Annotated in this window: 19 protein-coding genes; 9 read left to right on the top strand and 10 right to left on the bottom strand. The window is 69.1% G+C overall.

The features are described from left to right. Entirely contained in the window at positions 1–255 is a 255-nt protein-coding gene (locus P3102_RS14535; protein ID WP_276369707.1) for a hypothetical protein, read from the bottom strand. 166 nt (positions 256–421) lie between these two features. Here P3102_RS14535 and P3102_RS14530 point away from each other — a divergent pair, with 166 nt between their 5' ends. Next, entirely contained in the window at positions 422–835 is a 414-nt protein-coding gene (locus tag P3102_RS14530) for an SsgA family sporulation/cell division regulator (protein ID WP_276369706.1), read from the top strand. A gap of 316 nt (positions 836–1,151) precedes the next feature. Here P3102_RS14530 and fgd read toward each other — a convergent pair whose 3' ends face one another. The 4 genes from fgd to P3102_RS14510 form a co-directional block, all read right to left on the bottom strand. Next, positions 1,152–2,156, bottom strand: coding sequence for a glucose-6-phosphate dehydrogenase (coenzyme-F420) (gene fgd, locus P3102_RS14525; protein WP_276369704.1), 1,005 nt, complete (start codon positions 2,154–2,156; stop codon positions 1,152–1,154). Between the two features lie 127 nt (positions 2,157–2,283). Further along, positions 2,284–2,802, bottom strand: a complete 519-nt coding sequence (locus P3102_RS14520; protein WP_276369702.1) for a hypothetical protein — start codon at positions 2,800–2,802, stop codon at positions 2,284–2,286. A 17-nt stretch (positions 2,803–2,819) separates the two neighbouring features. Continuing rightward, positions 2,820–3,236 carry a CBS domain-containing protein gene (locus P3102_RS14515; RefSeq protein WP_276369701.1) on the bottom strand — a complete coding sequence of 139 codons (417 nt, stop codon included), beginning with the start codon at positions 3,234–3,236 and terminating at the stop codon, positions 2,820–2,822. A gap of 60 nt (positions 3,237–3,296) precedes the next feature. Then, positions 3,297–4,490: a zinc-dependent alcohol dehydrogenase gene (locus P3102_RS14510; protein ID WP_276369699.1), complete on the bottom strand. Its 1,194-nt coding sequence runs from the start codon at positions 4,488–4,490 to the stop codon at positions 3,297–3,299. A 90-nt stretch (positions 4,491–4,580) separates the two neighbouring features. Between P3102_RS14510 and P3102_RS14505 the strand changes: the two genes are divergently transcribed. After that, positions 4,581–4,940: a VOC family protein gene (locus tag P3102_RS14505; protein WP_276369698.1), complete on the top strand. Its 360-nt coding sequence runs from the start codon at positions 4,581–4,583 to the stop codon at positions 4,938–4,940. Positions 4,941–5,146: 206 nt separating this feature from the next. Here the strand turns inward: P3102_RS14505 and P3102_RS14500 are convergent, their stop codons facing one another. After that, a complete protein-coding gene (locus P3102_RS14500) occupies positions 5,147–5,347 on the bottom strand; it encodes a hypothetical protein (RefSeq protein WP_276369696.1) in 201 nt (66 codons plus the stop codon). Between the two features lie 24 nt (positions 5,348–5,371). On the opposite strand from P3102_RS14500, the gene P3102_RS14495 reads away from it, so the two are divergent. Continuing rightward, positions 5,372–5,989 carry a GNAT family protein gene (locus tag P3102_RS14495; protein ID WP_276369695.1) on the top strand — a complete coding sequence of 206 codons (618 nt, stop codon included), beginning with the start codon at positions 5,372–5,374 and terminating at the stop codon, positions 5,987–5,989. On the opposite strand, the gene P3102_RS14490 is transcribed toward P3102_RS14495, so the two are convergent. Further along, positions 5,914–6,849, bottom strand: coding sequence for a DMT family transporter (locus P3102_RS14490; RefSeq protein ID WP_276369693.1), 936 nt, complete (start codon positions 6,847–6,849; stop codon positions 5,914–5,916). The genes P3102_RS14495 and P3102_RS14490 overlap by 76 nt on opposite strands. A gap of 388 nt (positions 6,850–7,237) precedes the next feature. On the opposite strand from P3102_RS14490, the gene P3102_RS14485 reads away from it, so the two are divergent. Then, positions 7,238–9,520, top strand: a complete 2,283-nt coding sequence (locus P3102_RS14485) for a helix-turn-helix domain-containing protein (protein WP_276369692.1) — start codon at positions 7,238–7,240, stop codon at positions 9,518–9,520. A gap of 224 nt (positions 9,521–9,744) precedes the next feature. On the opposite strand, the gene P3102_RS14480 is transcribed toward P3102_RS14485, so the two are convergent. Beyond that, entirely contained in the window at positions 9,745–10,965 is a 1,221-nt protein-coding gene (locus P3102_RS14480; protein ID WP_276369690.1) for a cytochrome P450, read from the bottom strand. 140 nt (positions 10,966–11,105) lie between these two features. Here P3102_RS14480 and P3102_RS14475 point away from each other — a divergent pair, with 140 nt between their 5' ends. Next, the gene (locus P3102_RS14475; protein ID WP_276369688.1) at positions 11,106–12,614 is read left to right on the top strand and encodes a GGDEF domain-containing protein; all 1,509 of its coding nucleotides are present in this window, start codon (positions 11,106–11,108) and stop codon (positions 12,612–12,614) included. Between the two features lie 108 nt (positions 12,615–12,722). Here the strand turns inward: P3102_RS14475 and P3102_RS14470 are convergent, their stop codons facing one another. After that, on the bottom strand, positions 12,723–13,670 hold the full coding sequence (locus P3102_RS14470) for a phosphatase PAP2 family protein (protein ID WP_276369686.1): 948 nt from the start codon (positions 13,668–13,670) through the stop codon (positions 12,723–12,725). A 110-nt stretch (positions 13,671–13,780) separates the two neighbouring features. Between P3102_RS14470 and P3102_RS14465 the strand changes: the two genes are divergently transcribed. From P3102_RS14465 to P3102_RS14450, 4 genes are all read left to right on the top strand, one after another. Continuing rightward, the gene (locus P3102_RS14465) at positions 13,781–14,473 is read left to right on the top strand and encodes a response regulator transcription factor (RefSeq protein ID WP_276369685.1); all 693 of its coding nucleotides are present in this window, start codon (positions 13,781–13,783) and stop codon (positions 14,471–14,473) included. Next, entirely contained in the window at positions 14,470–15,882 is a 1,413-nt protein-coding gene (locus tag P3102_RS14460; protein WP_276369683.1) for a HAMP domain-containing sensor histidine kinase, read from the top strand. Before P3102_RS14465 ends, P3102_RS14460 begins: the two co-directional genes overlap by 4 nt. After that, a complete protein-coding gene (locus tag P3102_RS14455; protein ID WP_276369682.1) occupies positions 15,879–16,376 on the top strand; it encodes a hypothetical protein in 498 nt (165 codons plus the stop codon). The genes P3102_RS14460 and P3102_RS14455 overlap by 4 nt, the downstream gene beginning before the upstream one ends. 194 nt (positions 16,377–16,570) lie before the next feature. After that, a complete protein-coding gene (locus tag P3102_RS14450) occupies positions 16,571–17,242 on the top strand; it encodes a hypothetical protein (RefSeq protein WP_276369680.1) in 672 nt (223 codons plus the stop codon). 51 nt (positions 17,243–17,293) lie between these two features. Here P3102_RS14450 and rnhA read toward each other — a convergent pair whose 3' ends face one another. After that, a complete protein-coding gene (rnhA, locus tag P3102_RS14445) occupies positions 17,294–17,770 on the bottom strand; it encodes a ribonuclease HI (protein WP_276369679.1) in 477 nt (158 codons plus the stop codon). Positions 17,771–17,783 lie beyond the last annotated feature (13 nt).

Raw genomic sequence — 17,783 nt, 5'->3', positions numbered from 1 at the left:
TCACGGCGACGCTCCTGGCTCGCGTACCGGAATGGCGATGGTCACTCGTGCGCCCATTGTCGCTTCCTCCCGATCCACAACGACCAAGCTCGTCGAGGTCCAGGACGGAGTCACGCCGATCTCCTGGAATACGCGAACGACGTACAATGAGGTTAGCCAGAACAAATAACGATGCACTCCGCCGAACGGTTGGCTATTTTCCTTCACCGGAATATGCACGTGCGGATCTCTTTCTTGTGCACGAATGATCGCCATTCCACACTCGCTCACCCCGAGTGCCCGGCAGGAACCGTCCGTGAGCACTTGAGACGCAGCTCTCAGCCGAACGTGTGAACCTTGTCAACTCGGGTCACGAAAAGGCTTCACATTGGGTTATCAATAGCTGAAGATCAACAGCAACCGAACGTAAGGGGCTGAAGCGTTGGACAAGGAAAATGACCTCATCCGGGGGACGATCGTCTTCGGCCTGCGCACTTTCGGTGCGGACCCGCTGCCGGTCCAGGCCGATCTCGAATACGACCCGGAGGATCCCTACGCCGTCGTGGTGGCCTACCACTCGGGCGGAGGGACGGTCCGGTGGATGTTCGGCCGTGACCTGCTCGCGGACGGGCTCCTCACCCCATCGGGCGAAGGCGACGTGATCATCAGCCCGGCCGACGACACCTCGATCGTGATTTTCGCCCTCAGCGCGCCTGACGGCTGTGCGGTCCTCGAAGCTCAGGCACAGGAACTGGCCGAGTTCCTCGACCGCACCTACGACGCCGTGCCCGCGGGCTCCGAGCCGGAATGGTTCGACTTCGACCAGGAGATCGGCAAACTCGTCACCGAGTCCTGATCACCGGCGTGCCGCCCGCGAACGCGGCGGCACGCAGCGCCAGGGTGGTCGTCGCGCAGCCACACCTGGCCTGGTTCGCAGATGCCTTCCCGCAAGGTCTCGCCCTCGTAGTCGTCCCACACCGGCCCGCGCCGCCGCAAAGGATGTTCACAGCTCCTAGGTGACCCCGAAGTGCTTCGTGACCGCGGCCAATCCCGAGGACGTCGCCGAGGAAAAGGCCAAGGAAAACCGGCGGGGGGCGGGAGCGGCCGCCAAGGTCCCGCCACCCTGGAGCCGGGTGGTGGCACCGTCGCGCGGTGCCACCACCCGCGCCGGGTCAGCCGAGTTCGCGGAGACCCGGGACGACCTGCTCGGAGAACGAGCGCAGGAACCGCTCCTGATCGTGGCCGGGGCCGTGGAAGACGAGGTGGTCGAAGCCCGCCTCGACGTAGGGCTTGATCTGCTCGACGGCGTCGGCGGGTTCGGAGGCGACGATCCAGCGGCGGGCGACCTGCTCGATCGGCAGCGCGTCCGCGGCCTTCTCCATCTCGGCCGGGTCTTCGATGCCCGCCTTCTGCTCGGGTGTCAGCGAGAGCGGCGCCCAGAACCGGGTGTTCTCCAGCGCCTGCGCCGGATCCGGGTCATAGGACAGCTTGATCTCGATCATCTTGTCGATGTCGCCGGTGCCGCGGCCGACCTGCTCCGCGCCTTCCGCGACCGCGGGCAGCAGCTTCTCGGTGTACAGCTCCATCCCCTTGCCGCTGGTGCAGATGAAGCCGTCACCCTGCTTGCCGACGTACTTCGCCATGACCGGGCCGCCGGCCGCGATGTAGATCGGCACGCCGCCGTCGGGACGGTCGTAGACGGTGGCGTCGGTGGTCTGGAAGTACTCGCCCTCGAACGTGACGCGCTCCTCCGTCCACAGTTTGCGCATCAGCTCGATCGCCTCGCGCAGCCGCGCGAACCGCTCCTTGAAGGCGGGCCACTCGATGCGGGCGACCGCGACCTCGTTGAGGGCCTCGCCGCTGCCGACTCCCAGCAGGACGCGGCCCGGATACAGGCTGCCGAGGGTGCCGAACGCCTGCGCCACCACGGCCGGGTTGTAGCGGAAGGTCGCCGTCAGCACACTGGTGCCGAGCACGACCCGCTCGGTGCGCTCGCCGACCGCCGCCATCCACGCGAACGAGAACGGCGCGTGCCCGCCCTGGTGCCGCCAGGGCTGGAAATGGTCGCTGACCATCACGCTGTCCAGCCCGACCTGCTCGGCGAGTACGGAGTACTCGACGAGGTCGCGCGGGCCGAATTGCTCGGCCGACGCCTTGTAACCGATCTTCAGTGCCATCCGGGGTCACCACCTGGGCTCTTGGGTTGTTCCGGTTTTCACCTTGGCACAGAGTCGATCAGGTCCGCCCATGCTTCGACCGCGTGCGGGGTGTCGGGAACGCCACTGTGCGGCGGGAATGCCCCCGTCAGGAGTGCCTTCGCCAGGAGGAGTCCGGCTCGACGAACTCGATGCCGTTCTCGTCGAGCGCGTTGAAGACGGTGAAGCGGCCCCGCGGGAAGACGAAACCGAGCGCCACCATGCCCTCGGCCATGTCCGGGCTCACGGATCGCAGGAGTTCGACGTCCTGGAGCACCTGCCCCTCCAAAGCGGACAGTTCCGGGCAGACGTCCTGCCGCCACCGGAGCGGGCTGGGCTCGGCCGGGTCACCCCAGTCCCAGGCCGGCTTGCCGTACGGGTCGATCGTGTTCCAGGTCAGGGAAAGCTCGTCGAATTTCCAGTGCGTGATCTCGAGCCGTTCGGCACCGAAGTCCACTATCACGGGCGCGTCCGAAAGCCACTCGGCGTACTCGACGAACCAAGTGAGGTGGACGCGCTGGAGTCGTCCGCCCACCAACGCGCGCAAACGATCCCCGTGCGCTCTCCGGATCGTCTCGAGTCCGGAGAGCCACACGGGGGAATAGCCTTCGATGCCGAAGAACGCCACCGAAGGAGTATGGCAAGTCAGTCGTAGGACAGCGCTTCCAGTAGTTCACCGCTGGCCGGATTGGGCAGCGCCCTCGCCACGTCAGCCTGTGCCACGATGCCGACGAGCTGGTGGCCGTCGATCACCGGCAGGCGCCGCACCCGGTGGTTCGCCATGGTGCGCATGATCTTCTCGGCGTCGTCGTCCGCGCCGATCGTCACCGCCTCGCCCTGGGCGAGTTCCGAGGCGTGCAACGCCCTGGGGTCCTTGCCTTCGGCGAGCACCTTCACCACGATGTCGCGGTCGGTCAGCATGCCTTCGAGCTTGCCGTCCTCACCGCAGATCGGCATCGCGCCGACCGACTCGGCGGCCATCTTCTTCGCCGCGTCGAGCACGGTGTCGGACGCGGACACACAGGTCACACCGGCGGTCATGATGTCTCGTGCCGTGGTCATTCCTTCGCTCCTTTCGTCTGGATTCGTACTTCGAATACCCGCCATCCGAGAGCCGACACCTCAGGCCGCCGACGGTTCGAGGAGGATCTTGACCGCGCCCTCCTGCTTCTTCTGGAAGATCTCGTAGGCGTGCGGCGCCTGCGCCAGCGGCAGCTTGTGCGTCGCGAAGCCTTCGACACCGAGCGGGTCGGCGGAGTCGGTGATCAGCGGCATGATGTCGTCGAGCCAGCGCCGGACGTTGGCCTGCCCCATCCGCAAGGTGATCTGCTTGTCGAACAGTTCCATCATCGGCAGCGGGTCGACCATGCCGCCGTAGACCCCGCTCAGCGAGATCGTGCCACCGCGCCGGACACAGTCGATGGCCGCGTACACCACGCTGAGCCGGTCGATCGCGGCCTTCTCGGTGAGCTTCGCGCCGATCGGATCGGGCAAGAGACCGACGAGATTCTGCGCCAGCCGCCCGATCGGGGCACCGTGCGCCTCCATCCCGACGGCGTCGATCACCGAATCCGCGCCCCGGCCGCCGGTGACCTCCCGGATGAGGTCGCCGAGATGCTTGTGCTCGCGCGTGTCGTAGGTGACGATGCCGGACGCGGCGGCCTTCGCGAGCCGTTCGGGCACCAGATCGATGCCGATCACCTTGCCCGCACCCCGGTGTTTCGCGATCCGGCAGCAGAACTGGCCGATCGGGCCCAGCCCGAAGACCACGACGGTGCCGCCTTCGGGGACGTTCGCGTAGTCGACGGCCTGCCAAGCGGTGGGCACGACGTCGGAGAGGTACACGAACCGCTCGTCCGGCGGGCCGTCCGGCACCTTGATCGGGCCGTAGTGAGCCTGCGGCACTCGCAGGTATTCGGCCTGGCCACCGGGGACCTGGCCGTAGAGCTTGGTGTAGCCGAGCAGTGCCGCGCCCTTGCCGCGGTCGGTGACCTGCGTGGTCTCGCACTGCGACTGCAGGCCGCGGTCGCACATGAAGCAGTGCCCGCAGGAGATGTTGAAGGGGACAACGACCCGGTCGCCGGGTTTCAGGTTCGTCACCCCGGAGCCGACCTCTTCGACGATGCCCATCGGCTCGTGCCCGAGAATGTCGCCTTCGTCGATGAAAGCGCCGAGGACCTCGTAAAGGTGCAGGTCAGAGCCGCAGATACCGGTCGAGGTGATACGCACGATCGCGTCGGTCGGCTCGATCAGCTTCGGATCCGGGACGGTGTCCACCCGGACATCGCGTTTCCCATGCCAGGTGACGGCCTTCATGGTGCTCCCTTCGGCGAGTGGATCTGTTCCCCGCGGGGTGCCCGTCCGCGCATCCGGCAAACCTCACCCTTCCGTGCCACCGTGGGCATCATGCGAACCCGGATACTCGCCGTCGCCGTCGACTGTCGTGAGGCCGAAGCACTGGCCGCGTTCTGGAAGGAAGCACTCGGCTATCCCGAAACCGCACGGTGGACCGACGGTCACGGCGTGACCTACGTCGAACTGAAGAGTCCGGACGTGCCGAGCCTGCTCTTCCAGCCGGTCCCTGAGGGAAAGTCGGGCAAGAACCGGCTGCACCTCGACCTCGCCCCCACCGAACTCGACCAACGCGACGAGGTCGCGCGGCTCGTGTCACTCGGTGCCAGGATCGTCGAGGACCCCGAATCGGATCCCTGGGTGGTCATGGCCGACCCGGAGGACAACGAATTCTGTGTGCTGCCGCGGCGTTGAGCAGCGCCACGGCGCAGGAGTCCCGAAGCCTCGGCTGAGTGCTGGTGCGCGCGAAGGGGGAAGATTCAAGCCGTCGAACGTCCTGAATCTTTCCCACTCCGCTCGTCGGCCGCGGACACTCGACGTCTCGAATCGTCCATCGCCGATCTCCCTTCGCCGGAAACCGGGACGGCCGACCCGTCGTCACCACCCACGAGCCCGCAGGCTCAAGCGGCCTGTTCGCCCGCCCGGGCCGACGGCTCGGAATGCAGCCCCAGCATCTCCAGCAGCATCCGGCAATCCGTCGCGTCGCGGGCGTTCCTGACGACCGCTTCGGTCGCCTTGCGCAGTACCGCGGCCCGCACGGCCGTCGGGCCGCCGTCGACCAGTTCTTCCACCGGACGAAGTCCCTCGATCGGGTTCCCCATGACCCACCTCCACCTTCCCTTTCGTTGATACCTGATCCTGACCGGGAAGACACCCTCACTCCGTGCTGTCCCGGCGGCGACTCCACCGATTTCTCCCTAGACTGGCGCCACTCGTACGAGCGGACGGAGCGGGAACTGAGAACCGAGTTGCGCGGGGAGATCGTGACGCTGACCCCGGTCACCGAAGCCCATGTCGCCGCGTTGCGGCGGATCCGCGGCACGGCCGAGGTCAGGGCTCGCTGGGGTTCGGTCGACGACTCTCCCACCTGGCCGTTCGACGACCCCACCACGGCCCGCTTCACCGTGCTGGAGGACGGCGTCGTCCGCGGTTTCGCCCAGTACGGCGAGGAGGACGACCCGATGTACCGGCACGCCTCGGTCGACCTCTTCCTGGATCCGGCCGCGCACGGCCGCGGGCTGGGCACGGACACCGTCCGTACGATGGCCCGCCACCTCCTGCACGACCGCGGGCACCACCGGCTGGTGATCGATCCCGCCGTGGACAACGACGCCGCCATCCGCTGCTACAAGGCCGTCGGCTTCCGTGAGGTGGGGGTGATGCGCGGTTACGAGCGCGACACCGACGGCGACGGCTGGCATGACGGGCTGCTGATGGATTTGCTCGCCGAAGACCTCAGGTAGCGCGTCAGGGCGACTCCGAGCAGCACCACCGCCATCCCGGCGAGCACCCGCGGGCCGAGGTCTTCGCCGAGCACGAGCGCGCCGAGCACGACCGAGACGACCGGCAGGAGGTAGCCGACGGTCGCCGCGGACGTCGCGCCTTCGTCGGCGATGAGCCGGTAGTTGAGGTAGAAGGTGACGCCGGTGCCGAAGATCCCGAGGACGACGACGGCGATCAACGCGGTCGGGTTCAGCGATCCGGCCGGTGCCGCGTCGAACGGCAGGGCGAGCGCGCTCAACCCGGTGGCGGTCAGCACTTGCGCGGCGGAGATCGCGATCGGGCCGCCTTCGCCGACGAGTTTCCTTCCCATGTAGGCGAAAGCGATGGCGTAGCTGATGCCGGCTCCGAGCAGGGCCGGTGTCCCCCAGCCGAGCGGGCCGCTTCTCTGCCAGGGCGCGAAGATCAGCAGGATGCCGCCGAAGCCGAGGATCAGCCCGCCCACCCGGGGCACACTGATCCGGCGTTCGGTGCCGATCCCGATGCCGATCAGCAACGACCACAACGGGGTCGTCGCGTTCATCACCCCCGCGACACCGGAGTCGACGGTCAGTTCACCGATGCCGAACAACGCGAACGGCAGGACGTTGCAGAAGAAGGCGGCGACGAGGAGCCTGCCCCAGATCCGGCGGCCACGCGGGAGGCGTTGCCCGGCCCAGCGGCTCAGCACGAGAAGGACGGCCGCGCCCAGGGCGCAGCGGATGACGGTGATCTGAACGGGCGTGAACCCGGTCAGCGCGAGTTTGATCCCCAGGAAGCCCGATCCCCACAACAAGGCGAGAACGCCCATCCGGATCAGGGTTCCCGGCGCGCCGATGCTCACTTGGTTCCTTTCGCCGGGCCGCTGGACACCTCTCCAAGCTGCCTCGGGCGACTCGTCAGGACAAGTGAAAAGATCTATACCGCCATTAAGCGTTCCTGCATGTTTCGAGGGGTCCCGGTCGTGGCCGCCGGGAAAGGCGGCCACGCCCGGTTTCCGAGGAGATCAGTACTCGCCCGGTTGTTCGCAGGGCGGAACAGGGCCTGCTCACATTTCACGGTCGCGCATGATCCACCTCCCTTTCGCCTGGCGCACCGGTGGGGACGGGCGCGTTCTCGCTCAGTTTGCGGGCTGTCTTCCCCTCTCCGCGCACCCGGTGTCCGTGTTGTGACCCAGGCAGTGGGAAGGTTGTGGCACGATCTGCCGCGAAGCGGGGAGAAAGGTGCTTCTGGTGACCGAAAGTTCCGGCTCCGCCAGATCCGGTGAGACCGGGAAAGCACGCGCGGAACCGAGGCCGGTCTCGACGGCCGCGCTGACGTTCGGCCGCGCGTTGCGGGAGCGGAGGCAGGCCGGTGGCCTGGCGTTGCGCGATCTCCAGAAACTCGCCTATGTCGACAAAAGCCTGATCAGCCGGGTCGAACGCGGTCTCACCCCGCCGAGCGCGGAATTCGCCGAGGCTTGCGATCGCGCGCTGGGGGCGGGCGGAACGCTGATCGTGCTCGCCGAAGCCGCCCGCGCGGAACCGTATGTGCACCTCCCCCCGCCGCCTGGTCATTTCGTCGGCCGCGAAGAACATTTCACCCTGCTCGACCAGAAAGTGTTCACCGAAGCCGCCAAAGTGGTCTTCGTGGCCGGGCCGCCGGGCGTCGGGAAGACCGCGCTCGTCCTGCATTGGGCGAATCGGCGCCAGGAGGAGTTCGACAGCGTCCTCTGGTCGGATCTGCGCGGTTACGCGGCGGGCTCCCCCGCGCAACCCGCGGACATCCTCGACGACCTCCTGCGCTGTCTCGGTGTCCGCCCCGACCGCATCCCCGCCGAGGAGCACATGCGGCTCGCGCTGCTGCGCGGCCTGTTGCGCGGCCAGCGCACGCTCGTCGTCCTGGACAACGCCCTCGATTCGCACCAGGTGCGGCTGGTATTGCCCGGCACGCCGGACACCACCGTGCTGATCACCAGCAGACGGCGGCTGTCCGGACTGGTCGTCGGCAGCGGCGCGGTTCAGGTTTCCTTGGAGCCACTGGAAGAAGTCGAAGCGACGCGGCTCATGGCCGACCTCATCGGCGACGAACGCGCGGCGGGCGATCCCGAAGGTGTCGGCAGGCTCGTCCGGTTGTGCGCGGCGCTGCCGCTCGCGGTGAACATCGCCGCCGAACGGGTCGCCACCCATCCGCATCAGAGTGTCGGCGATCTCGCCCGCGAACTCGTCGCCGAAGGGCGGCGACTGGAACTGCTCGCGGTCGACGACGACGCGGTCGGCGTCCGGGCCGCGTTCAGCTGGTCCTACCGCGCGCTGGAGGCCGACACCGCCCGCATGTTCCGGTTGCTCGGCCTCCATCCCGGCCCGCGGTTCACCGCGGGTGCGGCGGCCGCCCTCGTCGGGCTGCCCGAACACGACGCGCGAAGGCTTCTCGACAAACTCACGCAGGCCCATCTCATCCAGCAGATCGGCGCGCGGTACTACCGGTTCCATGACCTGCTCCGCGTCTACGCCGCCGAAGAGGCCGCCGCCGCGCGGTGGCGGGACGAGCGGCAGGCCGCGGTCTCCCGGCTGACCCACTGGTATCTCCACGCGGCCAACGCGGCGAGCTGGACGCTGACCCCGGCCCGTGACCACCACATCGACCTGGGTCCCGCGCCCGAAGGTGTCGAGCCGCTCCGGTTCGCCTCGTTCGACGAGGCCTACATCTGGTGCGCGTCGGAGATGCCGAGCATCACCGGCGTCGCCCGGCTGGCGCTGGACCACGGGTTGTACGAGATCGGCTGGCGGCTGCCGGTGGAACTGTTCGACTACCACCTGCTCGGCAGGCCGTGGCAGACGTGGATCTCCAGCCACGAGGTGGCGATCGAGGCCGCGAAGGCGGGCGACGACCTCGGCGGGCTGGCGTGGTCGGCGATCAACCTCGCCGAGGCGCACCGGCGTCGCGGCGACCTCGACCGCGCGCACGAATTGTTCGGCCAGGCCGTCGAGATCTCCGCTGAGATCGGCGAGAACCCGAGCCTGGGCTGGGCGCTGGTCGGGCTCGGGAACATCGCGCACGAGCGGGAGGACTACGCCGAAGCCGTGCGGCTGGCCGAACAGAGCGTGGCGGTGAACGCGCGGATCGGCTACCGGCTCGGCGAAGCGACCGCGCGCGTCCACCTCGGCCGTGCGTACCGCGATCTCGGCGAGCGGGAACCGGCCCTCGAACACGGCCTCCGCGCCTTCGAGGCGTACGCGAAAGACGCGGACCAGCACGGCATGGGTTTCGCGCTGGTACCGCTCGCCAGGACCAGCCGCCGGTTCGGCGAGCTCGACCAGGCACTCGCGTACTGCGAGCGGGCGCTGGCCGCCTACCGGAACTGCGGTGACGTCTGGGGGCAGGCCGACGCGCTGGACGAACGCGGCTGCGCGCTGGCCGCGCGGGGGCGGACCGACGAGGCCGTGGCCGCCTGGCGCGACGCGCTCCAGCTCGTCATGGATCTCGACGACCGGAAGGCGAACGTGCTACGAGGCCGCCTCGAAGGGGCCGTCTGAAGGCAGGGAAGGAACCCTCCACCTACTTCGACAGGGTGAGGGTCGGGTTTCGCCGCCTGGTGCCTCAAGGCCCCACGAGAGAACCACGGCGGCGGCCTAGCGGGCACAGGAGTCAGTACCCCTCACGACTTACCGGTCCTTTGTGGACACCCAAGCCGTAGCGGCTCCAGAACACCGCCACGAAGGTCTCCCCCTCTCGAAGCCGGCGAAAACCCTTACCCGGTTCAGAGCTCCACCGGCAGGTGGTGCAGGCCGCGGGTGATGGCGCTCGGCCACCACACGAGCCGGTCTTCCGGCACGGTCAGCGTCATCGAGGGCGCGCGGCCGAACAACGTCTCCAACGCCGCGGACGCCTGCATGCGTGCGAGCGCGGCGCCGATGCAGATGTGCGGGCCGACGCCGAAGGCCACGTGCCGCACCGGCCGCTCGCCAGGGCGGAAGGCGAGCGGTTCGGGGTGGACCTCCGGATCGCGGTTGGCCGCCAGCAACGACAACAGGATCGGGTCGCCCGCTTCCATCCGCTGTCCGGCGAGGTCCATCGGCTCGGTGACGAAACGCCAGCTGGTGTTCTGCAGCGGGGTGTCGCGGCGCAGGACCTCCTCGATGACGAGCGTCAGATACGAGCCGTCCGCGCGGGCGCGGGTCGCCTCCTCCGGATGGGTGATGAGGGTCAGCGCGGTGGACGCGATGAGGCTGATCGTCGTCTCGTGCCCGGCGATCAAGGAGAGGAACGCCGTCGCGGCGACCTCTTCCTCGGTCAGCTTCCCGGCGGCTTCCTGGGTGAGCAGGTCGCTGATCAGGTCCGCCCCGGGTTCGGCGCGTTTGCGGGCGACGACGTCGGCGAGCAACGCGTCCAGCTCGTCGGTCGCCTTGAGCATCGACGCCATGTCGGTGACGTCCCCGGCGGCGACCACCAGCGCCGGCGGGCGGACCTCGTCCAGCAGGGTGTCCGGGATGCCGATCAGTTCGCAGATCGACCGGATCCCCAACGGGTACGCGAAATCCTCGACGAGGTCGCCCTCGCCCCGCTCCAGGATCGGGTCCAGCAGTTCGTTCGCGAGCTGATGCGTGCGGTCACGCAGGTGCTGGAGCCGCCGCGGGCCGAACGCGCCGGCGCAGGCCTTGCGCAGCCGGGCGTGCTCCTCGCCCTCGAAGTTGTTCATATGCCGGACGAGCGACGGCCGATGGTCGGCGGGCAGGCCCAGATTCGCCTGGCGCCAGTGGTCCGCCGCGACGGACGGGCATTTGGACAACCGGGGATCGGCCATCGCGGAAACGACGTCCGCGTGCCGGGTCAGCAGCCAGGTCCAGGTGTCGCCGGGAAGCGGCAGCCGGAACGCCGGGGCGTTCGCCCGGAGCCATTCGTAGGCGGGCGAGGGGTCCCTGTCGAATTCCGGGCCGAACAGCACGGGGACCGCGGCGTCGTCGTATGCGGCGTCAGGCATACGAGTCACCATGCCAGCTTGCGGCGGTGACGCGTCCGGCGAACGCGGGTATCGGCCTGTCTCACGCGATCGTCAACGCGGTCCCCCTGTCACCCCGTCGTGGTGACCCAGCAAGATCGAGCGGGTGCGGTGTGTGACGGATGGAGGTGACCCTCGTCAGCGAGTTCGCCGAGTACGACCGTGACCCGGTCCCGGAGCGCCCACGCGGTTCGCTGCGGGGGTGCGCCGACACCGTCGGCCTCGCCGCCGCCCGCGTCTGGCGGCTGCGCGGTCGCGCCTCGAACACCTTGCGGCATCCGGCCGGGTGGGAACTGTGGCGTCTGCCGCCCGCGGCGGTCTTCTGGATGCTTGGCACCGAGGTCGCGGTCGCCGTCTGGGCCCTGTACAGCGGGTTCAAGGACTCCGTCACCACCACGGACCTCGTCCGTTTCGGCGTGATCGCGGGCTGCACGATCTGGTATCTCGTCCAGACGCAGCATCCCGAGGAACAGCGCCGCGCCGACGACCGGCGCGGCGAGCACATCGACCAGACCGCCGTCTGGCTGGGCAGCGCGGCCGTCCTGCTGCCGCCCACGCTGTCGCTTTTGTTGCTGCTGATGGTGCGCGTGCAGCGCTACTCCATCGCGCACAAGGCGATGACGACGTTCCTCTTCACCACCGCCGCGCACGCCGTGTCCATCCTCGGCGTGCGCACGATCACCGAACTGACGTCCCCGCACGCCTGGCTCGAGTCGGGCACGCTCCCCCAGCGGACCGAGGACATCGCGATGGCCGCCGTCTCGCTGGTGTGCGCCGCGCTCTGGTACTTCGCGTCGCAAACCCTCCTGATCAGCATCGCGCGCGGCCTGGCGTGGGGCGGCTGGCGGCGGCAGAAGCTGATCGGCAGCTGGGCCGACAACGCGGACTTCGTCTACGCGCTGCAACTCGCCGCGTGCACCACGATCCTCGGTGCGGTCAACATCGCACTGGTGCCGCTGGTGATGATCGGGGTCGCACTGCGCTCGACCCGGCTCTCGCAGGCGCTGGCGGACACGATCGCGCGCAGCCAGCGTGACCGGAAGACCGGCCTGCTGACCGAGGACTCCTTCCACGCCCCGGCCGCCCTGCGGCTGCTCGAAGACCAGACGGAACGGCGGCCGACCGCGTTCCTGATGCTGGACCTCGACCACTTCAAGCAGTGGAACGACAAGTACGGGCATTCCGGCGGCGACATCGTGCTCGGCTGCGTCAGCGCCGTGTTGCGGCAGAGCACCCGTGCCACCGACCTCGTCGGGCGCTGGGGCGGCGAGGAGTTCGCGGTCCTGCTGCCGGACACCACCCGCGAGGAGGCGATGCGGATCGCCGAGCGGATCCGGGAAGCCGTCGCGAAGACCGCCATCACCGGCCTGACCGAACTCGCCAGCGGGCACGCCACCAACGAACCCCGCGCGGTGGGACCGATCCTCGGCTGCACCGTGTCGATCGGTGTCGGGCTCTCGCCCGAGCACTCGACGGACTACGGCGAGCTCTTCCGCGCGGCCGACTCGGCGATGTACCAGGCGAAACGGAACGGGCGGAACCGCGTGGTCCTGGCGCCCTCCGTGCTCCCTCCCGCGCCGCGGGCGCCGACGTCACCCTTGAGCCGGGCCGGAGACTCGCGCGGGGACTGACGGAGCACGCGTGTTCGCCTTTCCGGCACGCGAGTCCCGCGCCGATGCCACGTATGGGACCGACTCCGGCCCCATACGTGACATTCGGGAGCGCCCCGGGGAGCCGCGTCAGCGGCGGGTCACGAGGCGAGTCTCGAGCAGGTCGTCGACCACGCGGGTCTGCACGCCGGTCCGCCGTTCGAACGCGGATCCGTGCAACGGCCACAGCGCGACCAGCACGACACCCACCGCGGCGAGGGCGGCCAGCACCAGCGCGGCGACGAACTGGGCGGCGCCGTCGGTCGCCGTGTCGAGCACCGCGAAGCCGATCAGGACGATCCCGGTGGGCAGCACCGTGGCCAGCGCCACCAGCGCGGCGGGGGTACGGCGCAGGTCCCGGCGCCGGGCGGTCATACAAGCGGCGAGGAGGCAGGCGAACGACGCGCCCAGCAGGCAGGCACCCGCCGTGTCACTGAGCCGGTGCCAGCCCAGGGCGATGGTCGACGACGCGACCCAGGCGACGGCGACCCCGCCGATCCCGACGATCACCGGGCGGAACCGTGGGGGCAGCACGAAGGCGAGGGCCATCAGGATGGCCGTGGCGGCGCTGACGTGTCCGCTCGGGAAGCTGTTGTGCCCCGGCCCGCGGCCGCCGTCGGGCAGTTCGGGACGGACGAGGACGTAGAGCTTGAGCACCTGCGCGGCGACGAGCGGGACCACGAGCACGCTCAGCGCGGGGATCAGGAGGCCGGGTTTGCGCCGGAGCAGCGCCAGTACGACGAGCACGATCCCGGCGGCACCGACGACGAGCACCATGTCCTGGTCGCGCAGCGGTCCGGCCCAGTCCATTGTGGACCATCGACCGGACTGTGCGCTGCGGACGACGCCGTTCTCCGCGAGCTGCCCGGCCGACGTGTGCACGAAGAGCACGTAGGTCACGACGAACGCCGCGGCCAGGCCCAGTCCGGTGGTGAGCTGGAACACGGCCCTGGACAGGGTGCGCCCGCTCTCGGCGTGCCGTCCCGGCAGCGGGCGGTGGGCGGAGGTCGGCTTCGCTTCGTGGGTGAGTAGGGCCATACGTCTCACTGTCCCGACGCCGTTTAGCCGGGAGGTCCGGACAATGTCATGGTTCTGCTACAAGATCGAGCCGAGTCGCACACGCGCGACGACATCCGAATAATGGCGGCGTGGCAAGTGTCCTTGTGATCGAAGACGACGCGTCCGTGCGGGAGGGACTGGAACTCGCGCTGCGCCGGCAGGCGCATACCGTCCACACCGCCGGGAGCGGTGAGCTCGGGCTGGAGAAGCTGCGGGTGTTCCAGCCCGACATCGTCGTGCTGGACCTGATGCTGCCCGGAATCGACGGGTTCGAGACCTGCCGCCGCATCCGCTCGGCGGGCGAGGTGCCGATCATCATGCTCACCGCCCGCAGCGACGACTTCGACATCGTGGCCGGTCTGGAGGCGGGCGCCGACGACTACGTGACCAAGCCGATCGAACCCCGTGTGCTCGACGCCCGGATCCGGGCGGTGCTGCGGCGGGCGGTGAGCGAGAAACACGCGAACGAGGACGAACCCGGTGGGGAACGGCACGGCCGTCTGGTCATCGACCGGGCCGGGCTGGTGGTCATGAAGGACGGTGAGCCGGTCTCGCTGACCCCGACCGAGCTGAAACTGCTGCTGCAGCTCTCGCGCACGCCCGGACAGGTCTACAGCCGTCAGCAGATCCTCTCCGCCGTCTGGGATCACGACTATCTCGGTGACTCGCGGCTGGTCGACGCCTGCGTCCAGCGGCTGCGCGCGAAGATCGAAGACGTGCCCGCGAAACCCGAACACGTCCAGACCGTCCGTGGCTTCGGGTACCGATTCGGCCGTTCATGAGGCTGCTCTCCGGGCTGCGGCCGCGGCTCATCCTGGCCTTCGCGGCGATGACGATCATCGGGGCGGCGGCTGCGGCGGGGGCCAGTTACGTCTCGGCCAGGAACGCGATCCTCAAATCCGTCCAGGACGCGGCGATGGACCAGCTGAGGGACCGGGTCAGCGCCTACAGCCGCCCGCTGTCCACGCCGCCGACCCAGGAGCAGCTCAACGACTTCGCGGGAAGCCTGCGGCTCAACGCGGTCGCGGTCTACCGGCATCTGCGGTCGGTCAACGGCCCTGATCTGGCCACCTTCTCCCCCGAGCTGCGGCAGAGCATCGCGAACGACACCCGGATCCAGTTCCAGCGGGTGGACCGCGACCCCCTCCCCAAACTCCTGGTCGGCCTGCCGGTGCTGGTGCGAGCGCCGGACGGGGTGCTCAGGCCCAGCGGCGTCGAGGTGTACTCGCTGACCTCACTCGTCCAGCAGCAACAGGCCATCGAAGAACTCGCGAGATCCGCCTGGCAGATGGCCGCGCTCGCGCTGCCGCTGGCCGCCGCGCTCGCCCTGCTCGCGGCGAGACAGGTGCTGCGGCCGGTCCGGGCGCTCAACACCGCCGCCGCCCAGCTCGGCGAAGGCAGACTCGATGTCCGGCTGCCCGCCAAGGGGTCCGACGAACTGGCCGAACTGGTCACCACCTTCAACCACACCGCCGCCGAACTGGAACGCACGGTCGGCGAGCTGAAAGCCATGGAGGCCGACGCCCGCCGGTTCGTGGCCGACGTCTCGCACGAACTCCGCACGCCGCTCGCGGCGATGAACGCGGTCACCGACGTACTGGACGAGGACGCGGAAACGCTGCCGCCGGACACCGCCGTCGCGGCGCGGCTGGTCTCGGGCGAGACCCGCAGGCTGACCCGGCTCGTCCAGGACCTGGTGGAGATTTCCCGGTTCGACGCGGGCCGGGCCGAACTCGTACTCGACGAATGGGATCTCGCGACGGCGATCCGGGACAGCCTCGACGCCCGCGGCTGGCGCGACGGCGAGGATCTCGACACCGACCTGCCGGAAGGCGTTCTCGCCCGCGTCGACCGGCGGCGGCTCGACCTGATCGTGGCCAACCTCGTCGGCAACGCGTTCCGGCACGGCGCGGTACCGGTCGAAGTCCGCCTGCGCGCCGGTGACGACGCCGTCACCCTGGAGGTCGACGACCACGGGCCGGGAATCGATCCCGAGCTCCTGCCGCATGTGTTCGACCGGTTCACCAAGGCCGACACCGCCCGTGCGCGCTCCGAGGGCAGCGGGCTGGGACTGGCGATCGCGCTGGAGAACGCCCGCCTGCACGGCGGTGACCTGACCGCCGCCAACACCGGGCGCGGCGCCCGGTTCGTCCTGCGCCTGCCGCACCGGTTCGAAGGAAGGACGCGATGAGGACGATCCGGGTGCTGCCCGTTCTCGCGGCCGCGGCGCTGGTGACGGCCTGCGGCGTCCAGCCGACCGGCGTCGTCCTGGCCGGGCCGGGTCCGTCGATTCGCGCCACCGCGGGATCCAACGTCGCCGGCGGTCTGACGCTGTACTTCGTTTCCGACGGCCGGGTCGTCCCGGTGACACGGCCCACCGAAGGGTTCATCTCCCCCGAAGGCGCGCTCACGTTGCTGTTGAAGGGACCGACGGAGCGGGAAGCCGCGCAGGGGCTCACCACGTTCGTCCCGACGGAGTTGGACCGGGTCGACGTGCACCCGGGCGACCCGACCACCATCGTGGTGCCGGTCGGGATGCGAAAACTGTCCGATCAGGCCATCAGCCAGCTGGTCTGCACCACGATCGCGGCCTCGACGGCGACCACCCGGGCGCCGATCACCCCGGGAGTGAACGTGACCTCCGTGGACGGGAAGGGGTACTTCCCGTTTTGTAAGGCGGACTGACTTCGTCACTCACGGTGGTCACAGAAAAGCACTTTCAGGGCGGTACGGCTGTGAGCCCTTGTTGGTTCACCGATCAAGGTAACTGTGGGCGAGCACACTCGGACGTGACATTGCCGTGTCCTTTTCGTAATGTTGCCGGAGCTCGCGGCCCCCGACGCGAGTTCCCGTCCCCGAAGTGGTGAGTGATCAGCGAAATGGCCGGCAGACATCGCAAGAACAAGGTTCCGCAGTGGAAGCTCCCCGCGGGTATCGCGGCGGCGGTCGCCACGGCGCTCCCGGCGTCGATGTGGCTGACCACTGCGGGTTCCCCTGAGGTCGAAGCGGCCAGTGCCGCGCTCGCCTTGCAGGCTCCCCCGGTCTCCAGCGTGACTCCCTCGCCGTCGACCAGCAGCACCCCGCCCTCCTCCAGCACGACCACCCCGCCTCCGCCGACCTCCTCGGCTCCCCCGAAGCCGACGACGTCGACCAAGGCACCCGCGCCGGTCAAGAAGATCGTGCCCGCCGCGACGGCGTGTTCGACCGACCTCGGCGGCACCAAGCCGCACGTGGCCCAGGTGGGCAACCACGTCAAGGCGAAATTCGGCGTCAAGGACGTCGGCGGCGTCGCCGGCCGGGCGAACGCCAGCGACCACCCCTCCGGCCTCGCGCTGGACTTCATGGTGGACACCGCCACCGGCAACGCCATCGCCGACTACCTCCTGGCCAACCAGAAGGACTTCGGTGTCACCTACGTCATCTGGCGCCAGCGCTACAACGACGGCAGCGGCTGGGACACCATGGAGGACCGCGGCGGCGCGACCGCCAACCATCTGGACCACGTCCACGTCTCCTTCGCCAAGGGCGCGAAGGTCGACGTCAGCTGCTAGCCGGCTCTCAGGCCCAAGCGCCCGCTTGAGCGTCGGGATCCCGCTTCCGCCTCACCGTTGGCGACGCTCCCCGGGCTGGATCACGGGTCGCCCCACGACCTCTTCCACGCCTTTGACGGCGAGCCGGTCCGCTCGCTCGTTCTCCGGATGCCCGGCGTGGCCCTTGACCCAGTGCCATTCGACGTCGTGCTTCGAGGCGGCTTCGTCGAGACGGCGCCACAGATCGGCGTTCTTGACCGGTGTCTTGGCCGAGGTCATCCAGCCGTTGTTCTTCCAGTTCCGCACCCAGCTGGTGATGCCGTTCCGGACGTAGGTGCTGTCGGTGTAGATGTCGACCGCGACCCGGCGCTTCAGGCTTTCCAGCGCCTCGATGGGCGCGGTCAGTTCCATCCGGTTGTTCGTGGTCGGCCCGGGATCGCCGCCGTAGATCTCCTTCTCGACCGTGCCGTACCGCAGCACCGCGCCCCAGCCGCCGGGGCCGGGATTCCCGCTGCACGCGCCATCGGTGTAGATCTCGACTTCCGCCACCGGGACACCCTAG

The organism is Amycolatopsis sp. QT-25 (assembly GCF_029369745.1).
GTDB lineage: Bacteria > Actinomycetota > Actinomycetes > Mycobacteriales > Pseudonocardiaceae > Amycolatopsis.
This window is presented reverse-complemented; position numbering and strand designations above follow the sequence as displayed.